Below are 18,195 nucleotides of genomic sequence, written 5' to 3' on the forward strand. Positions count from 1 at the left end.
CCGGAGGTGCAAAGTCTTCATTGTCAGCTCCCTACCCCCGCAATGACCATGAGTCCGGAGTAGAAGGGCCCGGGCTCCGCAGGGACGACCTGCCGGTGGAACAACATGTTTGACAGCAGGGCATAGCCGACGCCCAGTTCTGTGCGCTGATCCAGCACGTGCGCGGCTTCCTCCATCGTGCGCGGCACAGCCAGGAAGGCAAGAACGTCCCGGGCCAGCGCCCGGTCAGGGACATACTCTTTGTACCGGAACGCGCATATCCACTCCAGGTTCGCCGCTTGCCACCCTCGGAAGCCGTGCATTACGCGGTATCCCCACCGCTGGGTATTACATGCCTCCTCCGTCAAGACCGCGGCATGCGCGAACACGTCCTTCGTGGCAAACTCTTCGGGCTTGACGTCGACGATCACGGTGCTCCCATCGCGCAGCCTCACGGCAAAGTCAGGATAGTGGAGGGTACCGCCGGAGAACACGATGCCGAACGGCTGCGCAGCAATCCCGTCCACGTCGCCCTCGTGGTCCAACTCCATGAGGCACACGAGCTCGGTCAACGACTCGAACATGATCATCCGATGGTCGTCGCCAAAGGGATAACTGCCCGCATAGTTGCGCCGGAACTGGTACCCGTTGCTGCGGCGGCACGGGCTGAACCCGCCCGGGTCGAGGTCACGGATGGGACCATCCAGAAACCACCAGAGTCGCCTCCCGTCGGGTCCGAGCGTCAGCAACAGCGGATAAGGACTTGAATTCCCCACGTCACGGAATGGATTCTCTTTCAAAGCTGCCATGCTCACCACTTACATTCGGGAGAATCTGCGAGCGTACCGCCATGGTCTCTCGGTCCTCCGCTTCTTTCCGGGTCGGGACTGACCGCCACAACCACGTCGAGTTGATATTGGGAAATATCCCCGGGGCACAATGGCGCCGCGAGGCAGATAAGGGGCCAACCCGGTTGTCGCCATCACTTTGGACGAACGCGTCCAACATTCCATGACGCAGACAAGCTCGGTTGGCGGCTCGAACATCACCATTCGAGGCCCCACACCTAACGGGTATTCCCGTGCATGGTTGCGGCCGCACGGGTGAGCGCAGCTACGTCGACACGGGCCGAGTCCGACACGACTCAGGTCGCCGATAGGACCGTCCAGGAACCCCCACAATCCGCCTCCCCTTGGTCCGAGTGTCAGCAACAACGGATCAGAGTTGTAGTTCACAACGTCACGAAACGGGTCATCTCTCAGGGCTGCCACGGTCACCACCATTCAACCGGCCGACGGGAATCATGTCGGGTTTCTCGGTCTTCTAATTCCATCCGCTCCGCCCCATACGCAGCCACCCACCGCTGAAACAGAATCTCAACGTCTCGGCTGCTCAACAGATCTTCCCTAACAATGTCGTCGTCAGCACCGCAACCACCCTGGCCGGGTAGATTCTTGACGAAATATTCAAAGATTGCGCTAAACGCCCGCTCCGCTACTGAACTGTCGACAGGTGACGAATTTATCGTCTTGGTGAGGATAATTCCGTATCGGCGGCATGCTGTCCGGTGCCCCAGAGAGCGGTACATCCTGTCGTCCGTCCGGATCCTGACGATCAGGACCGCCGTGCCGGAGGTTGGCCACCCTCCCGCCGGGCACACTAACGAGTGGGTAGGAGCCTGGTGGACCAAGTAACCAATATCTGGATTCCTTCCCCTTTGCTGCACGCTTGCCGCCTGGATGAACCCCGATGCCCTGTTGATCACTATGGTCAGCCTGCCAAATCCGGGTTTCCTGTTGGGCCCCATGACTCTGACAGAGAATGGAGACGTGGCAAGCTCGACTTCGCATTCATGCCTAAGGCACCCGACAGGATAGGCGAGGCGTTCAGGAGAGTTCCTCGCCAAGAAGATGTTTCCAACTTTCCCCGGAACGGATCTGCCCATGAACGGATCGATTGAATTCCTTGCCACAGGCGGCATGACTCGCCGCGTGCCAAACTCGTCCGTGCTCCGTCGCCTACCGCGCATCGCCGCCCCGGTCGCGGCTTTCGCTTTCGGTGATCGTCGGTCCGTGCCGGCGGGATGCGAAACCTGAAAGCTCCGGTTGGTTCGGTCGCTCAAGATTTCAACTGTTGGCAAGTTTTCGAAGTTCTGCTCACTCAATGAATCCGGAGTCGAAAAGCTCTGGCCCGCGACGGACGACCTGCCGGTGGAACACCAGCCCTGACGGGCCGAACGTCGATCTGGAGCCGTCCGGCTAACTCGACAGCACTTCGCAGGCTTTCCAGATAAGAGAAGCCCTGCCCGGCCAAGAGAAACCAATGCGCCGAGTCGCCTATTTTGCACGCAGTTGCCGAGCCTGGCTCTGGCAACTTTCCGATTCCTCGCCATCAGAGCGACCAGTCTTCGAGAGAGTAGTTGCACCACGGTCGCAACGACCAGGGAAGAAACCGCAAGATTCGACTTGACTTGATATGTGCGACTCAGGCGTGACGATGCAATCACCCATCGAGCCCAACAAGTACACGTCTCCACCGGGATCACCACTCGTCAACTTGGCACCGGTTCAAACTCACGGCCAGCTTCAAGTTCCATCATCCGCCGCGAGCATCCCGCACACAAGAGAGTTTTGACAAAAAAACCAAAACTTATGACTACGAACAGTACACGGTTGACAGAATTTGTCAACCGTGTACTGTCATCGCAGCCACGTCAGGGCATACGCCTCGTCACATCCCAGAAGCGTGGAACTCCGGCCAAGGCCTGCCTGCCACACCCGACCCGCACTGGCAGGGACCTTGGGCCATGGTGGTGAGCACGCAGAACCGCCCAAATCCAACGGATTTGAGCTGGTGGGAGCAGGAATGCACTGGCCGAGCAGCAGAACTATATCCGTCCTGGCTATCACCAGCGCCGACTGGACGCGGCGCCGAGAAATCCATCCCTGGAGGCTGACATCACGACGAACGCGGCGGGCGTTCAACGGCTGCGGTGGAAGGGCCGAGTAAGCCCGCCGCTGGGTCTCAACCGCTGCGGTGCTTATCTCGGCCCTGATGCCCGTAGTGCTCAAGTGGATGAGCGCTGCTGGCGTTGGTGATGCTCCCACATCCGAGGGGTGGATTGGTTAGCTCCCAGTCGAACCCTCTGTGCCACATGCTAGATGCTGCGTGTCGCGGCGCCAAGGGGGCGCCGGCCGTCGTCTCGGATCGCGCACTCGCGTGGCTTGTCGGCGGTCAGGCGAAGCCTCCCTGTTCGACGGCGTCCAGGGCCTCAAGCACCGGGCCAGGGCCGTCGATGGCGAGCACGTCAATAGGGCGTGCCCCACCGAAGAACGGCTCAGATCCTTCCAGCCAGAGGAGAGCGGCCTCGGGCACCATCAGGGACAGCAGCCGCGGCACAACCGCCCGGCCGTCCGGGCCGGCAGCACGGGTCACCATTGCATTGACGTCTTCCGTTCCAGTCATGCCCCCACCCTAACCTCGTCCCGGTCCATGCGGTACGGCCCGGCGGGCTGGCTACAGGGTTTCCAGGTCACGGACATGGACCCAAAGGCCCAGCCGGGAGAACTCTTCCGGTGTCCCTGCCCTGATTCTGGCCAGCCATCGCTCAGACGGTGCCGGCAGGGTCGTGACTACCCATTCCTCCGCCAGAGGTTCCGGCGTCGTCCAGGGAGGCCGGGTCATACCGAGGCGGTCGCATTCGCGCCCAATGACCGCGGCAAGCAGGGTGTCCCACCGGGTCGATCCGGTGGACTCCGGGGGCAGCAGGAAATCCTCACGGTTCTCCGGGGACGTGTCGCGGAAGTCCGCAACGGCCCTGGTCATGACCCGGAACGCGAAATCCAAGTCACCGCGGGCCAGCTCCCGCCGCATAATCTCAGCCGCTCTCCGTGAACTGAGGCGGTGCTCATCCTCCATGGCCATGCCCCAACGATAGCCACTACTGGGAGAGGACCGCACGGAAAGGATCACCACAGCGCCGCAAGGCACCGGTCACCGATGCCAGCAGCTTTTTGTCCCCTTTTAGCTTTTATGTCCTTTATAGTTTCGGCACTTCCCGGACGGCTGGGCGGCCACAAGCGAGGACTACGCTGGAAGCATGACAGCACCGCCGCTGGATCCCACGCTATCCCTGACGAAAGCCGAAATTCTTAGGATCCCACTTTCCGATCCTGACTTGAGGCAGGATTTGAAGAGCCTGGGGGCACCACAGACGATTTGGGACCGGTTCTTCCCGATCTAGCCGGGCAAGCCAGCGGGCCCAACCATGCCTCTGCGTAGCCTCTACTCTCGGGGCCCGTTCGCTGCCTCATCGTTTGCGAAGTAGCGGTGTTTGCGTCACGCACATAAGGGCGATACAGTTATTTCAGTAAGAGCAGTTATTGCAGTTGATCCAACCTGAGTAGGGTTTCCATGAAGACCATCGATATTCCTTCGAGCCTCGCAGCAGATGCGGCCGCAATCCGAGACCTTCTGGGCAAACTTCCTGACAACACGCTGGCTTCCAAGATGATCCAAACTCTCGATGCCTTAGAGTCCGGCAATAGCTTGAGTGTGCGCCCCGCACCGGATCAGACTGTCTCGCCCCAAGAAGCCAGCCGGATCCTTGGAATCAGCCGACCTTTCCTTTGCAAGCTCCTCGATGACGGAGTCATCGAGGAGCAACCCCGAGTAGGCTCTCATCGGAAGATCAAGATGCGTGATCTTGAAGCATTCGTCGAAAATCGTGAGCGTGCTTCCCGTCAGCTCGCCATCGACATTTCGCGCGCCGAAAAATCCGAACAGCAGCTAGTCCGCGACATAGCTGGCGTCGACGCCGCCACAGCAGAGTCTCTCGGATACTGAACTGCGAGGGCTGAAAAAGCCGCGTAACTCATACGGTTCCGGATCCCTGGTCACGACGCTAAACTTTGGCCATGCCAGGGGATACTACGCGCGGAAGCAGACCCACACTGCACGCGTTAGAAAAATGTTTAGGTCGGCCCGACGCTTGGAGTGATCCCCGTCAGTTCAGGGCAGTTTCAGGGCGACGGTTCAAAGATGCGGGCCCGCTGGCCGACTTGTTGCATCCGATCGTCCAAGCCGGGAAAAGTCTCGACAGTTCCGAGGAATCAGGCCGAAACCTGAAGATCTACAAGTATTCGGTCCACTCTTCGATGCCGTCCCCGTGGCGCGAACTCCGCCACGAGCAGTGGCGAGGACTAACGACCCAAGCTGAAAGTCCGGGGCAGTGGTGGCTCCTGTTCGCGGGGCTCGAAAGGGAAGGGGACGACGACGACGTTTACACACGGGTCCAATCTCTTGTCCCCCAGCAACTTCTTTGTCTTTACCCCACCGAACTCGACTTCAAACTGTTGAGCCTCGAACAAGGCGAGTCGATTCAAAGGCGCTGGGATGCTAGCTGCGCTTCCTCGATAATTCGTGCAATCGCAGGAGCCGCTGAAAGCGGGCATCGCATCGAGTTAGCTCTGCCTGTTCACCCTGGTCACCCTGGGGCGAAGTTTGTTCTTGGGATCGATGTCAGCCGTATCATGCCCGAAGACGAGCGGGATGAGCCAGAGGAGACGCCCGCCGAACTCCTGCTCATGCTTGTCACAAATGAGTGGCATGATGCCCCTCTCAGGTCTAAGACTCTGAAACTCCTCATGAGGATCATCGATCCCGTACTCGAAAACTGGGACGCGGTCTATGACAACGGTCTCGATACGCGATATGCGGTCATGATCACCGAAGCACGACTCATGCAAATCATTGCTGCAGTCGCCCTCGAGGACTCTCCGCTCGATTACGAACAGGTTCGTGTCCCCGGGGATCGTGGGGAACCTGGGACCGGGTTTTCTCACTATTTGCCTCAGAGTGCTCTTGTGGATGCCTACGTATATGGCGAAGAGCTGCGGGGATTGTGCGGGCAGTGGTTCGTTCCAACGAAAGACGGTACGTCGATGCCGACATGCCCTGCCTGCCATGAAAAGTACAGCAAACTCCCCGCGTAGCTGGAATGACTCTGGTTGTGTGCGCCCTATTCGTATCAGGGGTCGCCGTTCTCGCCCGGGATCCGTAAGTCCAGTTCGTGATGGTCATTCAGTCGGTGCCGTATGCGATGAGGGGTGCCCAGAGCCTCGGTTGTCCCCATCTATCCGCTTGCTCGGCAAGCCATTGTCGTTTGGCCTGGGCCAGGGCGTGAACCGGTGAATTTCCCATTCCGACCAGGCGCCAAAACTGAGCCATTATTTCGGCTGTCGAAGCGTCGTCGATCCGGTCGAGAGAGCCGATGACCGTGGTTGCTCCTCGGAGAAGAAGTGCCGCAGGAAATCCGGACAACTCGGTTCCGTCGGTGGTTTCCAAGGAGGAGTGGCACGACGAAAGTACCGCGGTTCTGGGGGCCGTCCACTGCAAAGATTCGGCTGCCGTGACCCTAGTTCCATCGGGAAAGATCTTAGTTTGTCCCCATCCTGCGGGGTCGCCGGTTCCGTGGACCCCGAGCGCGAAGACTCCATAGCTGTGATCTTCTGGCCCCAAAGCCATGCTAACGCTGTGAGCTCCTGTGACGTCCTCCACAGGGGCATGGCTAGCCTCCATTGCATCACTCTCTATGTGAGTGTGCTGCAAGTTTGCGTGGTCGTATACCTTCAGCCAACGATTCGCTTCTTGCATGGTCGGTTTCGCCGATAGAGCGTCGGTCATCGCCAATGATCCTGTGAGAACCACGTCCGCGCATTCGACAAGCTTCCGATGGTCACCGGACATCAGGTCGGTATCAACAGTGAGGTTATCAAAAGGAATGCCCAGCAGGCCGGTGGGAACGATGGTCAACCGAACTGGCCACGTGCTGCGGCAACCAGCAAGGTATGCGCGCAACGGGGCTGGAATGAGGCTCTCGCCTAAGGGCTCAAGCATGGTCCAGAAGCCGCTTTCCGTGATGGACGGCAACCGAGCATAGGGAAAGGTAGCCTCCCCGCAGGCGGTCTTTTCCTGGGGCACGGTTACGGACCAGAACAGGCGCCGGGGTTGGCTGGCGGGGCGGTAGAGCTGCAGAATAGCGGGTGGTCTCCCGGCCGAGTTGGCTTGTGCCACAAGCTTCTCGGCGCGGGGTATCGGCAGCTGGGAAAAATCTGAGAGGACCGCGGCCGGCCCTATGATACGTGCGGCATCAGCAGCGGCATTACGACGGTTGGCGAGAATTTCCTTAGTTGTCCCGGACGACCAAGCACGTCGGGTCTGTTCTTCTGGAAAGTCCCGGATCTCGGGCGGAGCGTTGGTGATCGCCTGTCCCAGCTTGTGGACCTCCGGCAGGAAGGCAACGACTGGCCCCGCCACCGGAAAACCGACTCGGATCGTGAACACACCCTCGGCGTATGGATCCACACGCAGCGGTACAAACGCCGTCGCGGCGAGCTGGACCTGCTGAAGATCAAGCTCTTGGACGACGCAGTGCCGGGATGGCAGCTCGGAAGGGCCCGGGGCCGCCCTCCACAGCGGTGACCGGATTGGGCCCGAGGGTGTTTAGGTCTCGGTCGATGGCGAGGGCGGTCCATGCCGATCGGCCACGACGCCGCCCGCTAATTGGACTCCCCAATAAGTTGAGACTGCTGTAGTGTGCGGTCCAATGCGTTCACGTTGAGCCAAAGGGGAACAGCGATGGGATTCTTTTCAAAGGACAACAGCGGTACAGCCTTCGCAGATCCAGGCCAGGTCGCAGTCGATCCGGACGTCGCCCAGACTCTGCCGGACCCGGTCGAAGTCTTGCTGGCCGCCTACCCGGAACCCGCTGCAACAGAGGCAGCAGTCGAATACCGGCGTGTCCGACACCCTCACGGAGGCTACCCGTCAGGACTGCGCCGGGGCCTGCCTCTGAAGCCATCGGCAGGTCCGCTCTACCTGCTCAACTGGCTTACCGCTGGGGACGAAATCACGGTCCAAGTCTGGGCCACAAACGGGCTGCGCTTCGGGGCAAAATCCGGTGTGGAACAGACTGTCGGCACTTTGTGTTCGACTCAGGGCATCCCGGCCGCGGCGACATGGGTCCTGAGCCAGCGGGGAAGCGATGTGCTTCCCGTCGATTTCCTCGCCGGCCAACTGGCCGATTACTACGAGGAGCGAGCGAGCTCGATCACCAACGGTATGGTCATCGACTCCATTCGTAAGTGGAAACGCTGAAGCACCGACGGAGTTGGGCTCACACCTCCTGTCTTCCGGGGGCTAAACAACGTCGCTGTGTGGACTGTTACTGGACGGCGATGGGGCTTGGACCGCTTGGCGGAAGCTGGTCGGGAAGGACCAGACATGGACCTCATGTGGACGGACAGACCCGCGGCTATCCCCGGAGATGGGTTGACACGCCGAGGGCGCCTGAGTGTCAGGGATTCCGGCGCCCGATCATCCACCACTCCATCAGTCGGCAGTCCTCGTCAGCGGATCCCACGGGCGACGCCATACTCTGGTCCCTCCCACCGCTAGCGTGGATCGATACGCGACCTCAACCCATCAGGGCGCGCTTGAAAAAGGCGGTGTACCTCGCGTCCACTGAGGCTCGGTCTGGCCGCTTTGGCGAACTTCACGTCGCCTGCTACAGCATCGCCGCTGTCGGTACCCCACGCCTCACCGTCTCGTCGCCGTGCATCCCAGCCGTTCCCGACATCGGGACTAGTCACGATGACGTGTGCTGTGCATGACGACATCCAAGTACCTGGATGTGCTTCATTCAGATTTGGCAGAGGCCGCACCAACCCAAGGCTTCACGCATAAATTAGAACCTATTCGGAGACACTATGTTGAGTGCGGTTGGTCATGAATTCCATTCAAGACTGATCCATTTCGCTACTTATGGCGCTACGTGTTTTTTTGCACATAACTACCCGTATTTTCTGGAGGCCGCTCTTTCCGCCCGCATGGCTTGAGCGAGATTTCGGAGATGTCGTCAGGAGGTTCTGTATCGCTGGCGTGTGGAGCAAATCGCGGCCCGCGCCTTGCAACCCCGGAGTTTTTGGGTGCGGAAGAAGGAGTCTCGAAGGGTAGCTGGCCCAAATTTTCGACTCAGTTTGTTGCGTGGAACGAGGCGAGTATTGGGACCAGCGCGGTGATGACTCAAGATTTCCCGCGCGGGTCGGGTCTTGACGAGAACCTACAGGTTGAACCTAAGGTAGGCGAATCTTTAGCTCTGCAGACTTCGTTTGACATAAGCCGAATAAACGCTCGGCTCGGCGACGCTGCTGAATTTTAAATTGGGGGAATGATCCATGAGGATCGGCACTAGAAAGCCTACGTCGCGCCAGATAATCGCGATGTCCCTCCTGGCGCTAGGTGGGGCGATCGTCACTGGCTGTAGCAGCCAGACAGCCCCGCCTCCGGGGGAAATGGTGCTCATTGCCGGTAGCCGTCAGGGGGTCCCTTCTGTCATCGACGGATCCGGGCGCGTCCCGGAGATCATCATCTCTTCGATGCGTCAGCAGCTAATTGACCGTTTTGATCGTGACATGACGGTCTCGATCATCCCGGCGGACGGGGACCCCCAGGCCCAGGCAACTGAGCGACTTGAACTGGATACCAGGAACGGTGATAAGCGCCAGCAATCACCGGAAAATAACATCGTTCGCCTCAGCAATACGCTAGGTGATGTCCGGGCGTCTTCCAGCGAGTCTGACCTATTGGGGGCGCTCGATGCGGGAGGGCGAGCAAGCGCAACGGCCGCGGACAAGACCCTGTATGTCTATGACAGTGGGGTCTCCACAGCGGGTCCGCTTGCGATGCAGAACGGACTTCTGGGGACCGGTACGGACGTCTCCACGATCGTGAAATCGCTTCGCACTGCCGGCAACATCCCCTCTCTCAATGGGGTGGTGGTCCAATGGTGGGCGCTTGGCCAGGTGGCCGCACCCCAAAGCGACCTCCCCGTCTGGGCGAGAACCAAGCTCAAGGAGTTGTGGACTGCCGTTGTCGAAGCCGGTGGGGGAAAGGTCACTTTTCATGATGACGCTGTACTTGCAAGCCCTCCAACTGGCAACCTGCCCAAAGTGACTCCGGTGAAATTCGACAATGTCCAAGCCAAACCGGTCTCCCTAACGATTCCCGAGTCTCAGATTTCCTTCCGGCCGGAGTCTGCTGACTTTGCCGATGCTGAATCAGCAAAGAAGTCCTTGCAGCAGATTGCCTCTATTTTGAAAGACAGCTCAGGGGAGACGCTCTGGGTTACGGGGTGCACGGCCAACCCTTCCGGCGGTTCTGCGTCCAGGATGCAAGACCTATCAAAACGGCGCGCGCACACGGTGGCGGACGCCCTCGCAAAGGCGGGAATTTCGACCACGCTCAAGGTGCAAGGATTCGGTCCGGCTTGCCCTGGCCGGAGCCCCGAGACGGGAACAGGCGCTGGCCTGGAAGCCTCCCAGGCCAAGAATCGACTGGTCCTCATCACCTCCAAAGAACTGGCCCCTGTACCCGTACAGGGCTAATTCAATTCGCCTGTCCATAACGCCATGATCCGGCCGAGACATCCTCAGAAAGCCTCCTCAGGCTGCTTCAACGGCTTGACTAATGAATCATTCACTCGCCACTGGAGAGGGATCGCACAATGAGTACTTCCCAGCCCACAGACTTCGGCGGCTATCTGGCCACAGCCAATGCTGTTAAGGGCCCCGACATCCCTGACCGTCCCAACCACGCTAATTTCACGGAAGCGTGCTTGCAGGAAGGCCTCACGGATGCGGCCGGGCACATTTACGACAAGATATCCTTTGCCTCAGTGGCACCGATGACTTTTGAGCGCCGTTGCTCAAACTGGCTCGGTTTTGCCCTCAGCAAGGCCATGGATAAGCGGCACGATGATCTGTACCTGGCCCGGGACATCATCGCCCGGACCCGGGCTGCCCTCGTCAGGGTCCAAGAGCAAAGGATCCAGTCCGAGGCGGACCTTCAAGAAGTAGAGCAGCAGATCGAGACAGCGCGTTCTCGACTGATGGATCCTACACATCCCTCGTATGAACCTCTTGCGGACATCCTGTCCGAGCCCGGTCTCGATGATTGGAATGCCGGCAGGCCCACAGAGCGTCTGCCTTCGCTGTGGTCGCAGATGGCAGTCGATGGCTGGACATCGTTTCGTGAGCATTCCTGGAAGAAGACTTTTCTCTGGATCGCGCTGGTAGCAGGCGAGATCGGCCTCATTTACGGGATCGCCCTGCAGCTGGGTGATTCGGAAAACACAGGGGTGCTTGTTGCAGTGTCACTTTCGGCGCTGGCTGTAGGGACCGGTTGGCTCGCCATCCCCACTCTCCTCCGGGGACCGGCCGGTTCCCGCTCGAGAAAGGTACTGAGCTGGATCGCGCTGTTTCTGTACGTCATCACGATGCTCGCATTAGGGTGGTTGCGATACGTATACATGCGGCCTGAGGTCGTCGTCTTGCTGGAAAAAGCAGCCACCGATCCAAAACTTATCGTCACGGTCCCCTGGTACGGCGACCTGCTCTTCTACCTGCTATGGGTTGCATTACCGCTGGCCTTGACCGCCTCCATAGCCCTGCTTGAGACCCATCACTCCAGTGATCGCGAGAACAGTGCTAACGGCGGCGTCTCAGGTTCGCCGGACTCTAAGAGTGCCGCTACGGGAGATACCGCGGACCACCCGTCCAAGACCGCATTCCGCAGCGAGAGCCACAGCGGTGATCGCCAACGCATGAGGGCACGGGGTCAGATAGTTGGTCATCTCAAGTACCTGCGCACACGTAGGACCCAGCTTCAAGATCAGGTCATTACCTTGAAGGCCGAGGAAGCACACGGCCAGACCGCCCAAGAGGACGCAAAGCTCAACGAGTCGGCGCTGAACGAGCGCACCCGGCTGTACCTCCAGTCGCTTCCCGAAATGATCGGCGAAGGCTTTGTCTGCTACCTCAAAGGACTCGAACGAGGATTCAGCGATCCCACAATGACTGCCCACATCCAGGAAGCGGCCGAAGCCTTCCTGCTTCGCTATACGGAGACTGCGTACACGAAAGTGAACGAGTATCTGGTCTATCTCAACGAACACCGCCACCAGCCAGCCCCCGAGGCAACCCACGCCGGAGACTTGTGATGCTGACCTTCATCACCCGCTGGTTCATGCGACGCCAGCCCACCCCCGAGCCCCAGGTCCGCAGCTTGTGCCCAGCCTGTTATGGAGCCCTGATCGAGTGCTCAACGTGTGAAGGGAACTGGCTGACTAGCCGCTGCATCAAATGCAGGCTGGGCAAGATCTGCACGAGCTGCAACCTCTCCTGGGTCTACTACCTCCAAAGCGAAGGTACCTAACGATGAAAGCACTCACCTCGGCCTCCACCCACTTACTGCCAGACGCTCCGCCCATGGCTCCCCGGATTGGACTCTGGAAAAGAGTCAACGCGCGATGGACGGGCCGCCGCAGTGCTTCGACTACCGCCCCCGCCGCGAACGGCCACCACCCTGCAACCAGGTCCATGGCAGCCGAAGTCTCCCGCGTGGAAGCGCATATCCACACCGCGCTGGTCAAGACCGTGGAATCTGTAGATCGCACGATCGCACGATCGGAGACACAGATCCGGCTGCTGTCTGCCGGTCTCTCGGAAAAGCCGGTAACAGCTGCCGGCGATCCCGTCGCATCCATGACCGCAGCCGAGCAGGACGCCGCGCGTCTCCGCCAAGCCGCGGCGCGGGAGTCATTAGCTCGGCGCGCTGCGGCCCAACATGAGCTTGACCAGATCAAAGCGCAGATCGCAGAACTGAGCGAACATCGCGAACACCTGCACTCGACTGCTGCCGGCATCCTGGCATCCTGGGTCGCTTGGTTTGACGCGATGGCGTCCTACCACCGCGCGGGATTCATCCGATCACTCACACGCCGGTTTCCTGCACCGATATTGACCATCGACGACCCTGGCAACCTGCCGATACCCCGCTACGAACCCATCCATGCCTGGGCTGCCGGGGAACAACTGCCAGTGACCATCACCGAGATCAACGCTGATGAACAACCCACACTAACTTGGGCCCATCTGGCTTGGAAATTGTAAGAGCCACCCGGGAACGGTCCGGACGCTCGACGTCGAAAGGCGTGTGCGGCCTCCGGATGGTGCCGTTCCGGTCAAATCCGAAAGTACAAACAAATATCACACGAAGGAGAAATCATGGCAGAAACAGGTTCAGCATCGCGAACCGGAGACTACACCGCGGTCCATAAGTGCTCAGGGTGCGGCAAGGCGTTTTGGGCCAAGCCAACTTGGAACCGAGTGAGCGTATGCTGCCCGCACTGCCGACACAACAACTGATGACCGGTCGCCCCCCAAGAGCGTGCAGAATCCTTCCCGACTGGATTGCCGGATACGACTCCTGAACGCTATTAATCGCTGCGCGAAGATCGCCATTCATCGCTGTCGTTCCCAGGCTTGGTGCGAATGGCGTTTGTACTCTGTCGGCCATCGATAGCCGACGGATGAGTGCTACCAGGGGAACATGTTCGACTTCCGCTAAGAAAAGGACATCTCAGTGAAGACTGAACTAAGCGAGTACCCGGCAGGGCTAAGCCAAGGTGACATCGAATTCATCATGCAGAATGACGTGGACGTTGTATCGCTGGAACGAATCGACGGCGCGAAGGCAATGTGGAAGGCCTCTGTTTCTGTTGAAGGGGCTACACCGGTTCAAATGATCGCAGACAATGGGATCAATGAGATCTATTTTCAAGTCTTGATTCGTATCGACTCTGACCATATTGTCGAAGCCTTGACTGCAATTTCGCCATACGCGGTCTTAGGTCTCTCGTTTGTAGGCGATGGAGGCCTGTTTATTCGAGGTGCGTTCTACGTGGAGTTCTCGAACATGCACGCGCTAACAAACACTTATCGTGCGGCAGCGTTGGCTTATGGCACGTATGAGCGGGCAATCAATGGTTTAACTAAATGATCCTTCATTTTGCACGAATCAGCGGATTCAGCGGTTGCGTGGCCACGTGCCACCTGAATCCCGGCACCTGGCCTAGGAAGAAGTTGGCTTGGAAGCCTTCGACGAGGAAAGGAGGTGACAGTGATGTGCAACTGTAACTGCGCCTGGTGCGCAGAGGCGAAAAAGAACAACTACTCCAACCATCGGTGCTCGCAGATCCCAAAGTGTCCGAAAACCAAGTGACCAACCGTGTGGGATCCGCGCTGCTGGCGGGAATGGCGGAATCTCTCTGAGACGGGTTCTCTCCCAGCGGTCCGCGCCGCAGCTGCCCTAGCGCACTAGCGATCGGCTACGACCGAACTGATAGCGACAGCAAAATTTAACTACCAGGTCCAGGAGGACAGATGATACATAAGATGCGGGTTGGACGGTTAGCGGCCTACGTCTGCCGCGGTTGCGGAACCAAGATCACCACCCCTAACAGCTTCAGAAAGTGTCCCGTTTGTGGGATATCCCTCGGAAATTGATGTTCTGAGGCCGGGGCCGCTGACGGTTTGAAGCACCTATCCGAGGGGTCGGTTGGTTTTCGCCGCCGATCGGCCCCTCGGCGCCATACGGTAGATGCTGGGGCCTCGCGGCGCCACGGTTGGACACCGGCATTCGTCTCGGTTTACACTCCGGGCGTGCCGCCCGATGGCTCTAGGCGAGTCCCCCCTGTTCAAAACGGCCAGGGCCCCAAGAACCGGACCAGGGCCGTTGATGGCGAGCACGTAAATAGGGCGTGCTCCGCCGAAGAAGGGATTCGATCCTTCCAGCCAGAGCAACGCGGCCTCAGGCACCATCAGGGACAGCAGCCGTGACAAGACCGTCTGCCCGTCCGGGCCGGCAGTACGAGACACCACCGCCTCGACATCTTCGGTGCCAGTCCTGCCGCCCAGCCTAGACCACCCCCGCTTTGCCTAATAGGGCCCTTGGGACGCTTACAGGGTTTCCAGGTCCCGGGCATGGACCCAGAGACCGCGGCGGGAGAACTCTTCCGGGGTCCCTGCCCTGATTCTGGCCAGCCCGTCGTAGCCCACCGTAGCCACGTTGCTGCTCGCACCCGGAAAACGCGTCATCAGTTGACTTCCCACTCGGCCGTCTTAGCCTGCTCCAGTTCGACAAACCTGGCGGCCATTGTCGCGTTGCCTCGTGTGAGCTTCCTAATAGTGAGGTCTTCGGCCTTGGCGTTCGCAAGCCGCAGGTTGTTGGCCGACTTGTGCAGCGCCGCCTTCGTCTTTTCCAAGTCTTTGATCGCTTCGTCGATGCGCTTGACCGCCTCCTCGAATCCCTCGGAAGCGAGTCGCCAGTTGCGGCCGAACGCGTCCTTGAACTCATCGATGTGCTGCTCGAAGTTCGTGATATCGATGTTCTGCGCCTTAACCAGCGCCAGCTCGGTCTTGTACTTGAGGGAGTTCATCGCGGCGTTCCGCAGCAGCGCGATCAACTGGATGAAGAACTGCGGCCGGATGACGTACATTTTCGGATAGCGGTGAGAGACGTCAACGATCCCAGTGTTGTAGAGCTCGCTGTCGGGCTCGAGTAGAGAGACCAGCACGGCATACTCGCACCCCTTCTCGATGCGGTCTTTGTCCAGCTCCTTCAGGAAGTCTTCGTTCTTGTGCTTTGTCGCCGTGCCGTCGCTCTCGTTCTTCATCTCGAACATGACCGAGACAATCTCAGTACCAGCGTCGTCGGAGTCGCGGAATATGTAGTCGCCCTTGCTACCAGTCCGGGAATCGTTGTCTTTCTCGAAGTAGGCGCGCGGGAAGGCTGTGGCACGGATGCGGTTGAACTCGATCTCGCAGTGCTGTTCAAGGGTCTCACCGACCATCTTGGTCGACAGCTTCGCCTTCAGATCTCGCAGCCGCTCAATCTGTTCCTCGCGGTCCTTGATTTGGGTTTCGTACTTGTCTTTCAAGGATTTCTCGACGAGCTGCTTCTCGAGCTCCGCGCGTTTGAGACCGCTCTTGAGTTCGTCCCGCTCCTTTTCGACGGTACTGACAGCCTGGGTGATCTCAAGCCTCTGCGCGATCTCGATAGCGTCGAGCTTCGCCGTGAGGTCTTGGATCGCGGAGTCCTTAGCCGAGGCGGCCTTCTGGAGTTCGTTGACGAGCTTCGCTTCGGCCAGCACCAGTGATGACTGCTTCTCCTGCTTCGTCTGTTCGAGCTCGTTCGCTAGGGTGTCGCGCTCCTTTTCGACGGCGCTGAGGGCCTCGGTGACAGCGAGCTTCTGTGTGACCTCACCGGCCTCGAGCTTCGCCTTCAGCTCCTGGATCTCGGCATCCTTGGCCGCCGCAGTCTTTTGAAGTTCACCGGCAGCCTTCGTCTCCGCGAGTTCGAGAGCCGTGGCCTTGTCTTGCTCGGCCAACTCGAGCCGTTCGTGGAGCTGCTGTTCGAACGCAGCATCGCGAACCTGCTTGACAATGTCGGCGTAGCCGGCCTCATCGATAGTGAACGTCCGCTGGCAGTGCGGGCACTTGATTTCATGCATAGCTGGAACCCCAATCAGGCTATGTCGGCCCCAAATGGCCGCACTTGTGTGGCCCTCTGATCTCACAGAGGGGAGAAGAATTATCGAGATACGCCGGTCTCCGGTCTGGCGGCATCCTAACCGACCGCCGGAGCGAACAGCAGCGTGCTGGGCTTGTTACGGCGCGCCGCCGAGTTGCCCGTAAGTCATTGACCCCCAAACTTATCCCCCAGGGTGCTACCGCTGCGCCTTGCGTTCGCGCGGCCGGAGTCCTCCCGAGAGATGTCTAACACTTGATGTACATGTCTGTCGAGAAATTTGAGAAACTCGTTCCGCCTCCGATGTGATGGGCAATCCATTACCGGACACAAGACGACGTTCGGCGCAGAATCTGGAGATGTCCCGGGGGCTGCTGAAGGCTTAGTTGTCGGCTTGTCAAGCAACCTTCAGCGGCCCCATATGGTTTAATGCGGGATCTGGATCCGTGCGGCTTCCTGCATCAGCGGATTGGAGATCATCACCGTTGATGCGCCGGGAGCGATGTCGAAGGCGATGAAGCCCCGTGCTTTGTCACCGGGCAGGACCTCGCCGGAGGCAAGCTGGTTGTCCGCGAAGAGATCGAGATCGGCCTTGCGCCCGTTGACGTCCTTGGCGGAGAAGTAGAACGGATTAGAGCTGGTTTTGCCTGACTCGGTTTCCCAGAGGACATCCAGGAGCAGATAGCTTCCTTTCTTCGCCGGCGTGGCGAACGCAGTGGTGCTGACACTAGCCGTCCGGACGGCGCTAACGATCGTGATCTTGGCGACGTTGCCGTCGCTCATCTTGACGCTGAACGGAACCCCGACGACGGGTGCGGCAGCCGGAGGTGCGCTGGCCGGTGAGGGAGCTGCGGGAGCCGGGGCTGCGGATGAAGCCACTGACGACGAGACTGCGGGCGACGGTGCCGCCGCCGGGCTCACGTCGCTGGCCTCCTTGGTGCCGGCGGAGCAGGAGCCCAGGGCGATCCCCAGCGCCAGGACGCCTGCCGGGATCAGGAATCGCTTCTTCTTGAAGAACGGGCGAGGCTGGGTGGTGACGGTTGCGGCGACGGGCGCCTGAAGACGTTGCTGGTTCATGTGGGTGATGCCTTTCTGGGGTTAGCGAATGCTGGATGTAGGAGTGTTACTGCTTTTCCCAGGTGCCACACTGGGTGGACTTGAAGTCCTGGCCGCCGGACAGTGCCACGGTGGGCCGTCCGCCGCCGGGGAGGTCGTTTTCGATGATGTTGCTGCCGTTGCTGCCGGTGGCGTAGATGCCCCAGTAGCAGGAGGAGTCGACGTCGGCTGTGGCCCGGTAGGTGCCTGCCTCGATGTCCGTGCCGACGGTCCAGGTGCCGTCGCCGATGGTGTTGGCCGCCTTCGTCTTCTCGGCGCCGGTTACCGCCTCTTCGCGCTTCTTGACCTCGGCTTCGGCGGTCTTCACAGAGGCTTCGGCCTTTCCGACCTCTGTTTCGCGGGCAGTGACCTTGGCTTCGCGGTCCGTAATGCCGTTCTGCAGCGTGTCGTACTTCGATTTCATTGACTCGTAGCTGGACTTGGCCGAGTCGCGCTCGGACTCCACAGATGCCTTCTCCCCCGCCAGCGCCACATAGGCTTCGCTGGACTTCGGGTCCGTCAACGTGGTGCCGACGGCGGCCGCTCCAACTAGGAGGGCAAGGACGGTGACGGCAGCGAAGATCCGCTTCTTCCGTCCAGGCTTTGCCTTTTTGCTGGCCGGCTGCGCCTCCTCCGGCACGTCTTCGGTAGGCGTTCCGGCCGGCTCTCCAGTGTCGATTTCGGTGTTCAACT

15 protein-coding genes are annotated in these 18,195 nt (G+C 59.7%); 7 read left to right on the top strand and 8 right to left on the bottom strand.

Translation table 11 applies throughout. The annotated features are described in order from the left end of the window. Positions 1 to 23: 23 nt before the first annotated feature. From AB4Y72_RS15050 to AB4Y72_RS15060, 3 genes are all read right to left on the bottom strand, one after another. Positions 24 to 788, bottom strand: coding sequence for a hypothetical protein (locus tag AB4Y72_RS15050; protein WP_441426964.1), 765 nt, complete (start codon positions 786 to 788; stop codon positions 24 to 26). 2,425 nt (positions 789 to 3,213) lie between these two features. Next, a complete protein-coding gene (locus AB4Y72_RS15055; RefSeq protein WP_441426965.1) occupies positions 3,214 to 3,444 on the bottom strand; it encodes a hypothetical protein in 231 nt (76 codons plus the stop codon). Between the two features lie 51 nt (positions 3,445 to 3,495). Continuing rightward, positions 3,496 to 3,903: a hypothetical protein gene (locus AB4Y72_RS15060; protein WP_441426966.1), complete on the bottom strand. Its 408-nt coding sequence runs from the start codon at positions 3,901 to 3,903 to the stop codon at positions 3,496 to 3,498. A 489-nt stretch (positions 3,904 to 4,392) separates the two neighbouring features. Here AB4Y72_RS15060 and AB4Y72_RS15065 point away from each other — a divergent pair, with 489 nt between their 5' ends. Together AB4Y72_RS15065 and AB4Y72_RS15070 are read left to right on the top strand one after the other, a co-directional pair. Next, positions 4,393 to 4,824, top strand: coding sequence for an excisionase family DNA-binding protein (locus AB4Y72_RS15065; protein WP_441426967.1), 432 nt, complete (start codon positions 4,393 to 4,395; stop codon positions 4,822 to 4,824). 218 nt (positions 4,825 to 5,042) lie between these two features. Continuing rightward, positions 5,043 to 5,972 carry a DUF3039 domain-containing protein gene (locus AB4Y72_RS15070; protein ID WP_441426968.1) on the top strand — a complete coding sequence of 310 codons (930 nt, stop codon included), beginning with the start codon at positions 5,043 to 5,045 and terminating at the stop codon, positions 5,970 to 5,972. An 88-nt stretch (positions 5,973 to 6,060) separates the two neighbouring features. Here the strand turns inward: AB4Y72_RS15070 and AB4Y72_RS15075 are convergent, their stop codons facing one another. Continuing rightward, on the bottom strand, positions 6,061 to 7,323 hold the full coding sequence (locus AB4Y72_RS15075; RefSeq protein WP_441426969.1) for a CHAT domain-containing protein: 1,263 nt from the start codon (positions 7,321 to 7,323) through the stop codon (positions 6,061 to 6,063). 294 nt (positions 7,324 to 7,617) lie between these two features. On the opposite strand from AB4Y72_RS15075, the gene AB4Y72_RS15080 reads away from it, so the two are divergent. The 5 genes from AB4Y72_RS15080 (at position 7,618) to AB4Y72_RS15100 (ending at position 13,878) form a co-directional block, all read left to right on the top strand. Continuing rightward, positions 7,618 to 8,136, top strand: coding sequence for a hypothetical protein (locus AB4Y72_RS15080; RefSeq protein ID WP_441426970.1), 519 nt, complete (start codon positions 7,618 to 7,620; stop codon positions 8,134 to 8,136). A gap of 1,196 nt (positions 8,137 to 9,332) precedes the next feature. After that, entirely contained in the window at positions 9,333 to 10,424 is a 1,092-nt protein-coding gene (locus AB4Y72_RS15085; RefSeq protein WP_441426971.1) for an OmpA family protein, read from the top strand. 119 nt (positions 10,425 to 10,543) lie between these two features. After that, a complete protein-coding gene (locus AB4Y72_RS15090; protein ID WP_441426972.1) occupies positions 10,544 to 12,037 on the top strand; it encodes a hypothetical protein in 1,494 nt (497 codons plus the stop codon). 379 nt (positions 12,038 to 12,416) lie between these two features. Continuing rightward, positions 12,417 to 12,989: a hypothetical protein gene (locus AB4Y72_RS15095; RefSeq protein WP_441426973.1), complete on the top strand. Its 573-nt coding sequence runs from the start codon at positions 12,417 to 12,419 to the stop codon at positions 12,987 to 12,989. A gap of 472 nt (positions 12,990 to 13,461) precedes the next feature. Further along, on the top strand, positions 13,462 to 13,878 hold the full coding sequence (locus AB4Y72_RS15100) for a hypothetical protein (protein ID WP_441426974.1): 417 nt from the start codon (positions 13,462 to 13,464) through the stop codon (positions 13,876 to 13,878). Between the two features lie 959 nt (positions 13,879 to 14,837). On the opposite strand, the gene AB4Y72_RS15105 is transcribed toward AB4Y72_RS15100, so the two are convergent. The 4 genes from AB4Y72_RS15105 to AB4Y72_RS15120 form a co-directional block, all read right to left on the bottom strand. Beyond that, a complete protein-coding gene (locus tag AB4Y72_RS15105) occupies positions 14,838 to 14,975 on the bottom strand; it encodes a hypothetical protein (RefSeq protein ID WP_441426975.1) in 138 nt (45 codons plus the stop codon). Then, positions 14,975 to 16,390, bottom strand: coding sequence for a DUF2130 domain-containing protein (locus AB4Y72_RS15110; protein ID WP_441426976.1), 1,416 nt, complete (start codon positions 16,388 to 16,390; stop codon positions 14,975 to 14,977). The genes AB4Y72_RS15105 and AB4Y72_RS15110 overlap by 1 nt, the downstream gene beginning before the upstream one ends. A 443-nt stretch (positions 16,391 to 16,833) precedes the next feature. Continuing rightward, the gene (locus AB4Y72_RS15115; protein ID WP_441426977.1) at positions 16,834 to 17,484 is read right to left on the bottom strand and encodes a DUF4352 domain-containing protein; all 651 of its coding nucleotides are present in this window, start codon (positions 17,482 to 17,484) and stop codon (positions 16,834 to 16,836) included. A 46-nt stretch (positions 17,485 to 17,530) separates the two neighbouring features. Next, positions 17,531 to 18,193 (bottom strand): hypothetical protein, encoded by a 663-nt coding sequence (locus AB4Y72_RS15120; RefSeq protein ID WP_441426978.1) that lies wholly within the window; start codon positions 18,191 to 18,193, stop codon positions 17,531 to 17,533. Positions 18,194 to 18,195: the final 2 nt, after the last annotated feature.

The sequence above is a fragment of the Arthrobacter sp. YAF34 genome (assembly GCF_052113245.1).
Classification (GTDB): domain Bacteria; phylum Actinomycetota; class Actinomycetes; order Actinomycetales; family Micrococcaceae; genus Arthrobacter.

Coding starts and splice junctions, on each gene's coding strand:
- AB4Y72_RS15090 (WP_441426972.1), top strand. CDS start 10,544: ATGAGTACTTCCCAGCCCACAGACTTCGGCGGCTATCTGGCCACAGCC.
- AB4Y72_RS15050 (WP_441426964.1), bottom strand. CDS start 788: ATGGCAGCTTTGAAAGAGAATCCATTCCGTGACGTGGGGAATTCAAGT.
- AB4Y72_RS15065 (WP_441426967.1), top strand. CDS start 4,393: ATGAAGACCATCGATATTCCTTCGAGCCTCGCAGCAGATGCGGCCGCA.
- AB4Y72_RS15055 (WP_441426965.1), bottom strand. CDS start 3,444: ATGACTGGAACGGAAGACGTCAATGCAATGGTGACCCGTGCTGCCGGC.
- AB4Y72_RS15085 (WP_441426971.1), top strand. CDS start 9,333: ATGGTGCTCATTGCCGGTAGCCGTCAGGGGGTCCCTTCTGTCATCGAC.
- AB4Y72_RS15105 (WP_441426975.1), bottom strand. CDS start 14,975: ATGACGCGTTTTCCGGGTGCGAGCAGCAACGTGGCTACGGTGGGCTAC.
- AB4Y72_RS15060 (WP_441426966.1), bottom strand. CDS start 3,903: ATGGCCATGGAGGATGAGCACCGCCTCAGTTCACGGAGAGCGGCTGAG.
- AB4Y72_RS15080 (WP_441426970.1), top strand. CDS start 7,618: ATGGGATTCTTTTCAAAGGACAACAGCGGTACAGCCTTCGCAGATCCA.
- AB4Y72_RS15095 (WP_441426973.1), top strand. CDS start 12,417: ATGGCAGCCGAAGTCTCCCGCGTGGAAGCGCATATCCACACCGCGCTG.
- AB4Y72_RS15110 (WP_441426976.1), bottom strand. CDS start 16,390: ATGCATGAAATCAAGTGCCCGCACTGCCAGCGGACGTTCACTATCGAT.
- AB4Y72_RS15115 (WP_441426977.1), bottom strand. CDS start 17,484: ATGAACCAGCAACGTCTTCAGGCGCCCGTCGCCGCAACCGTCACCACC.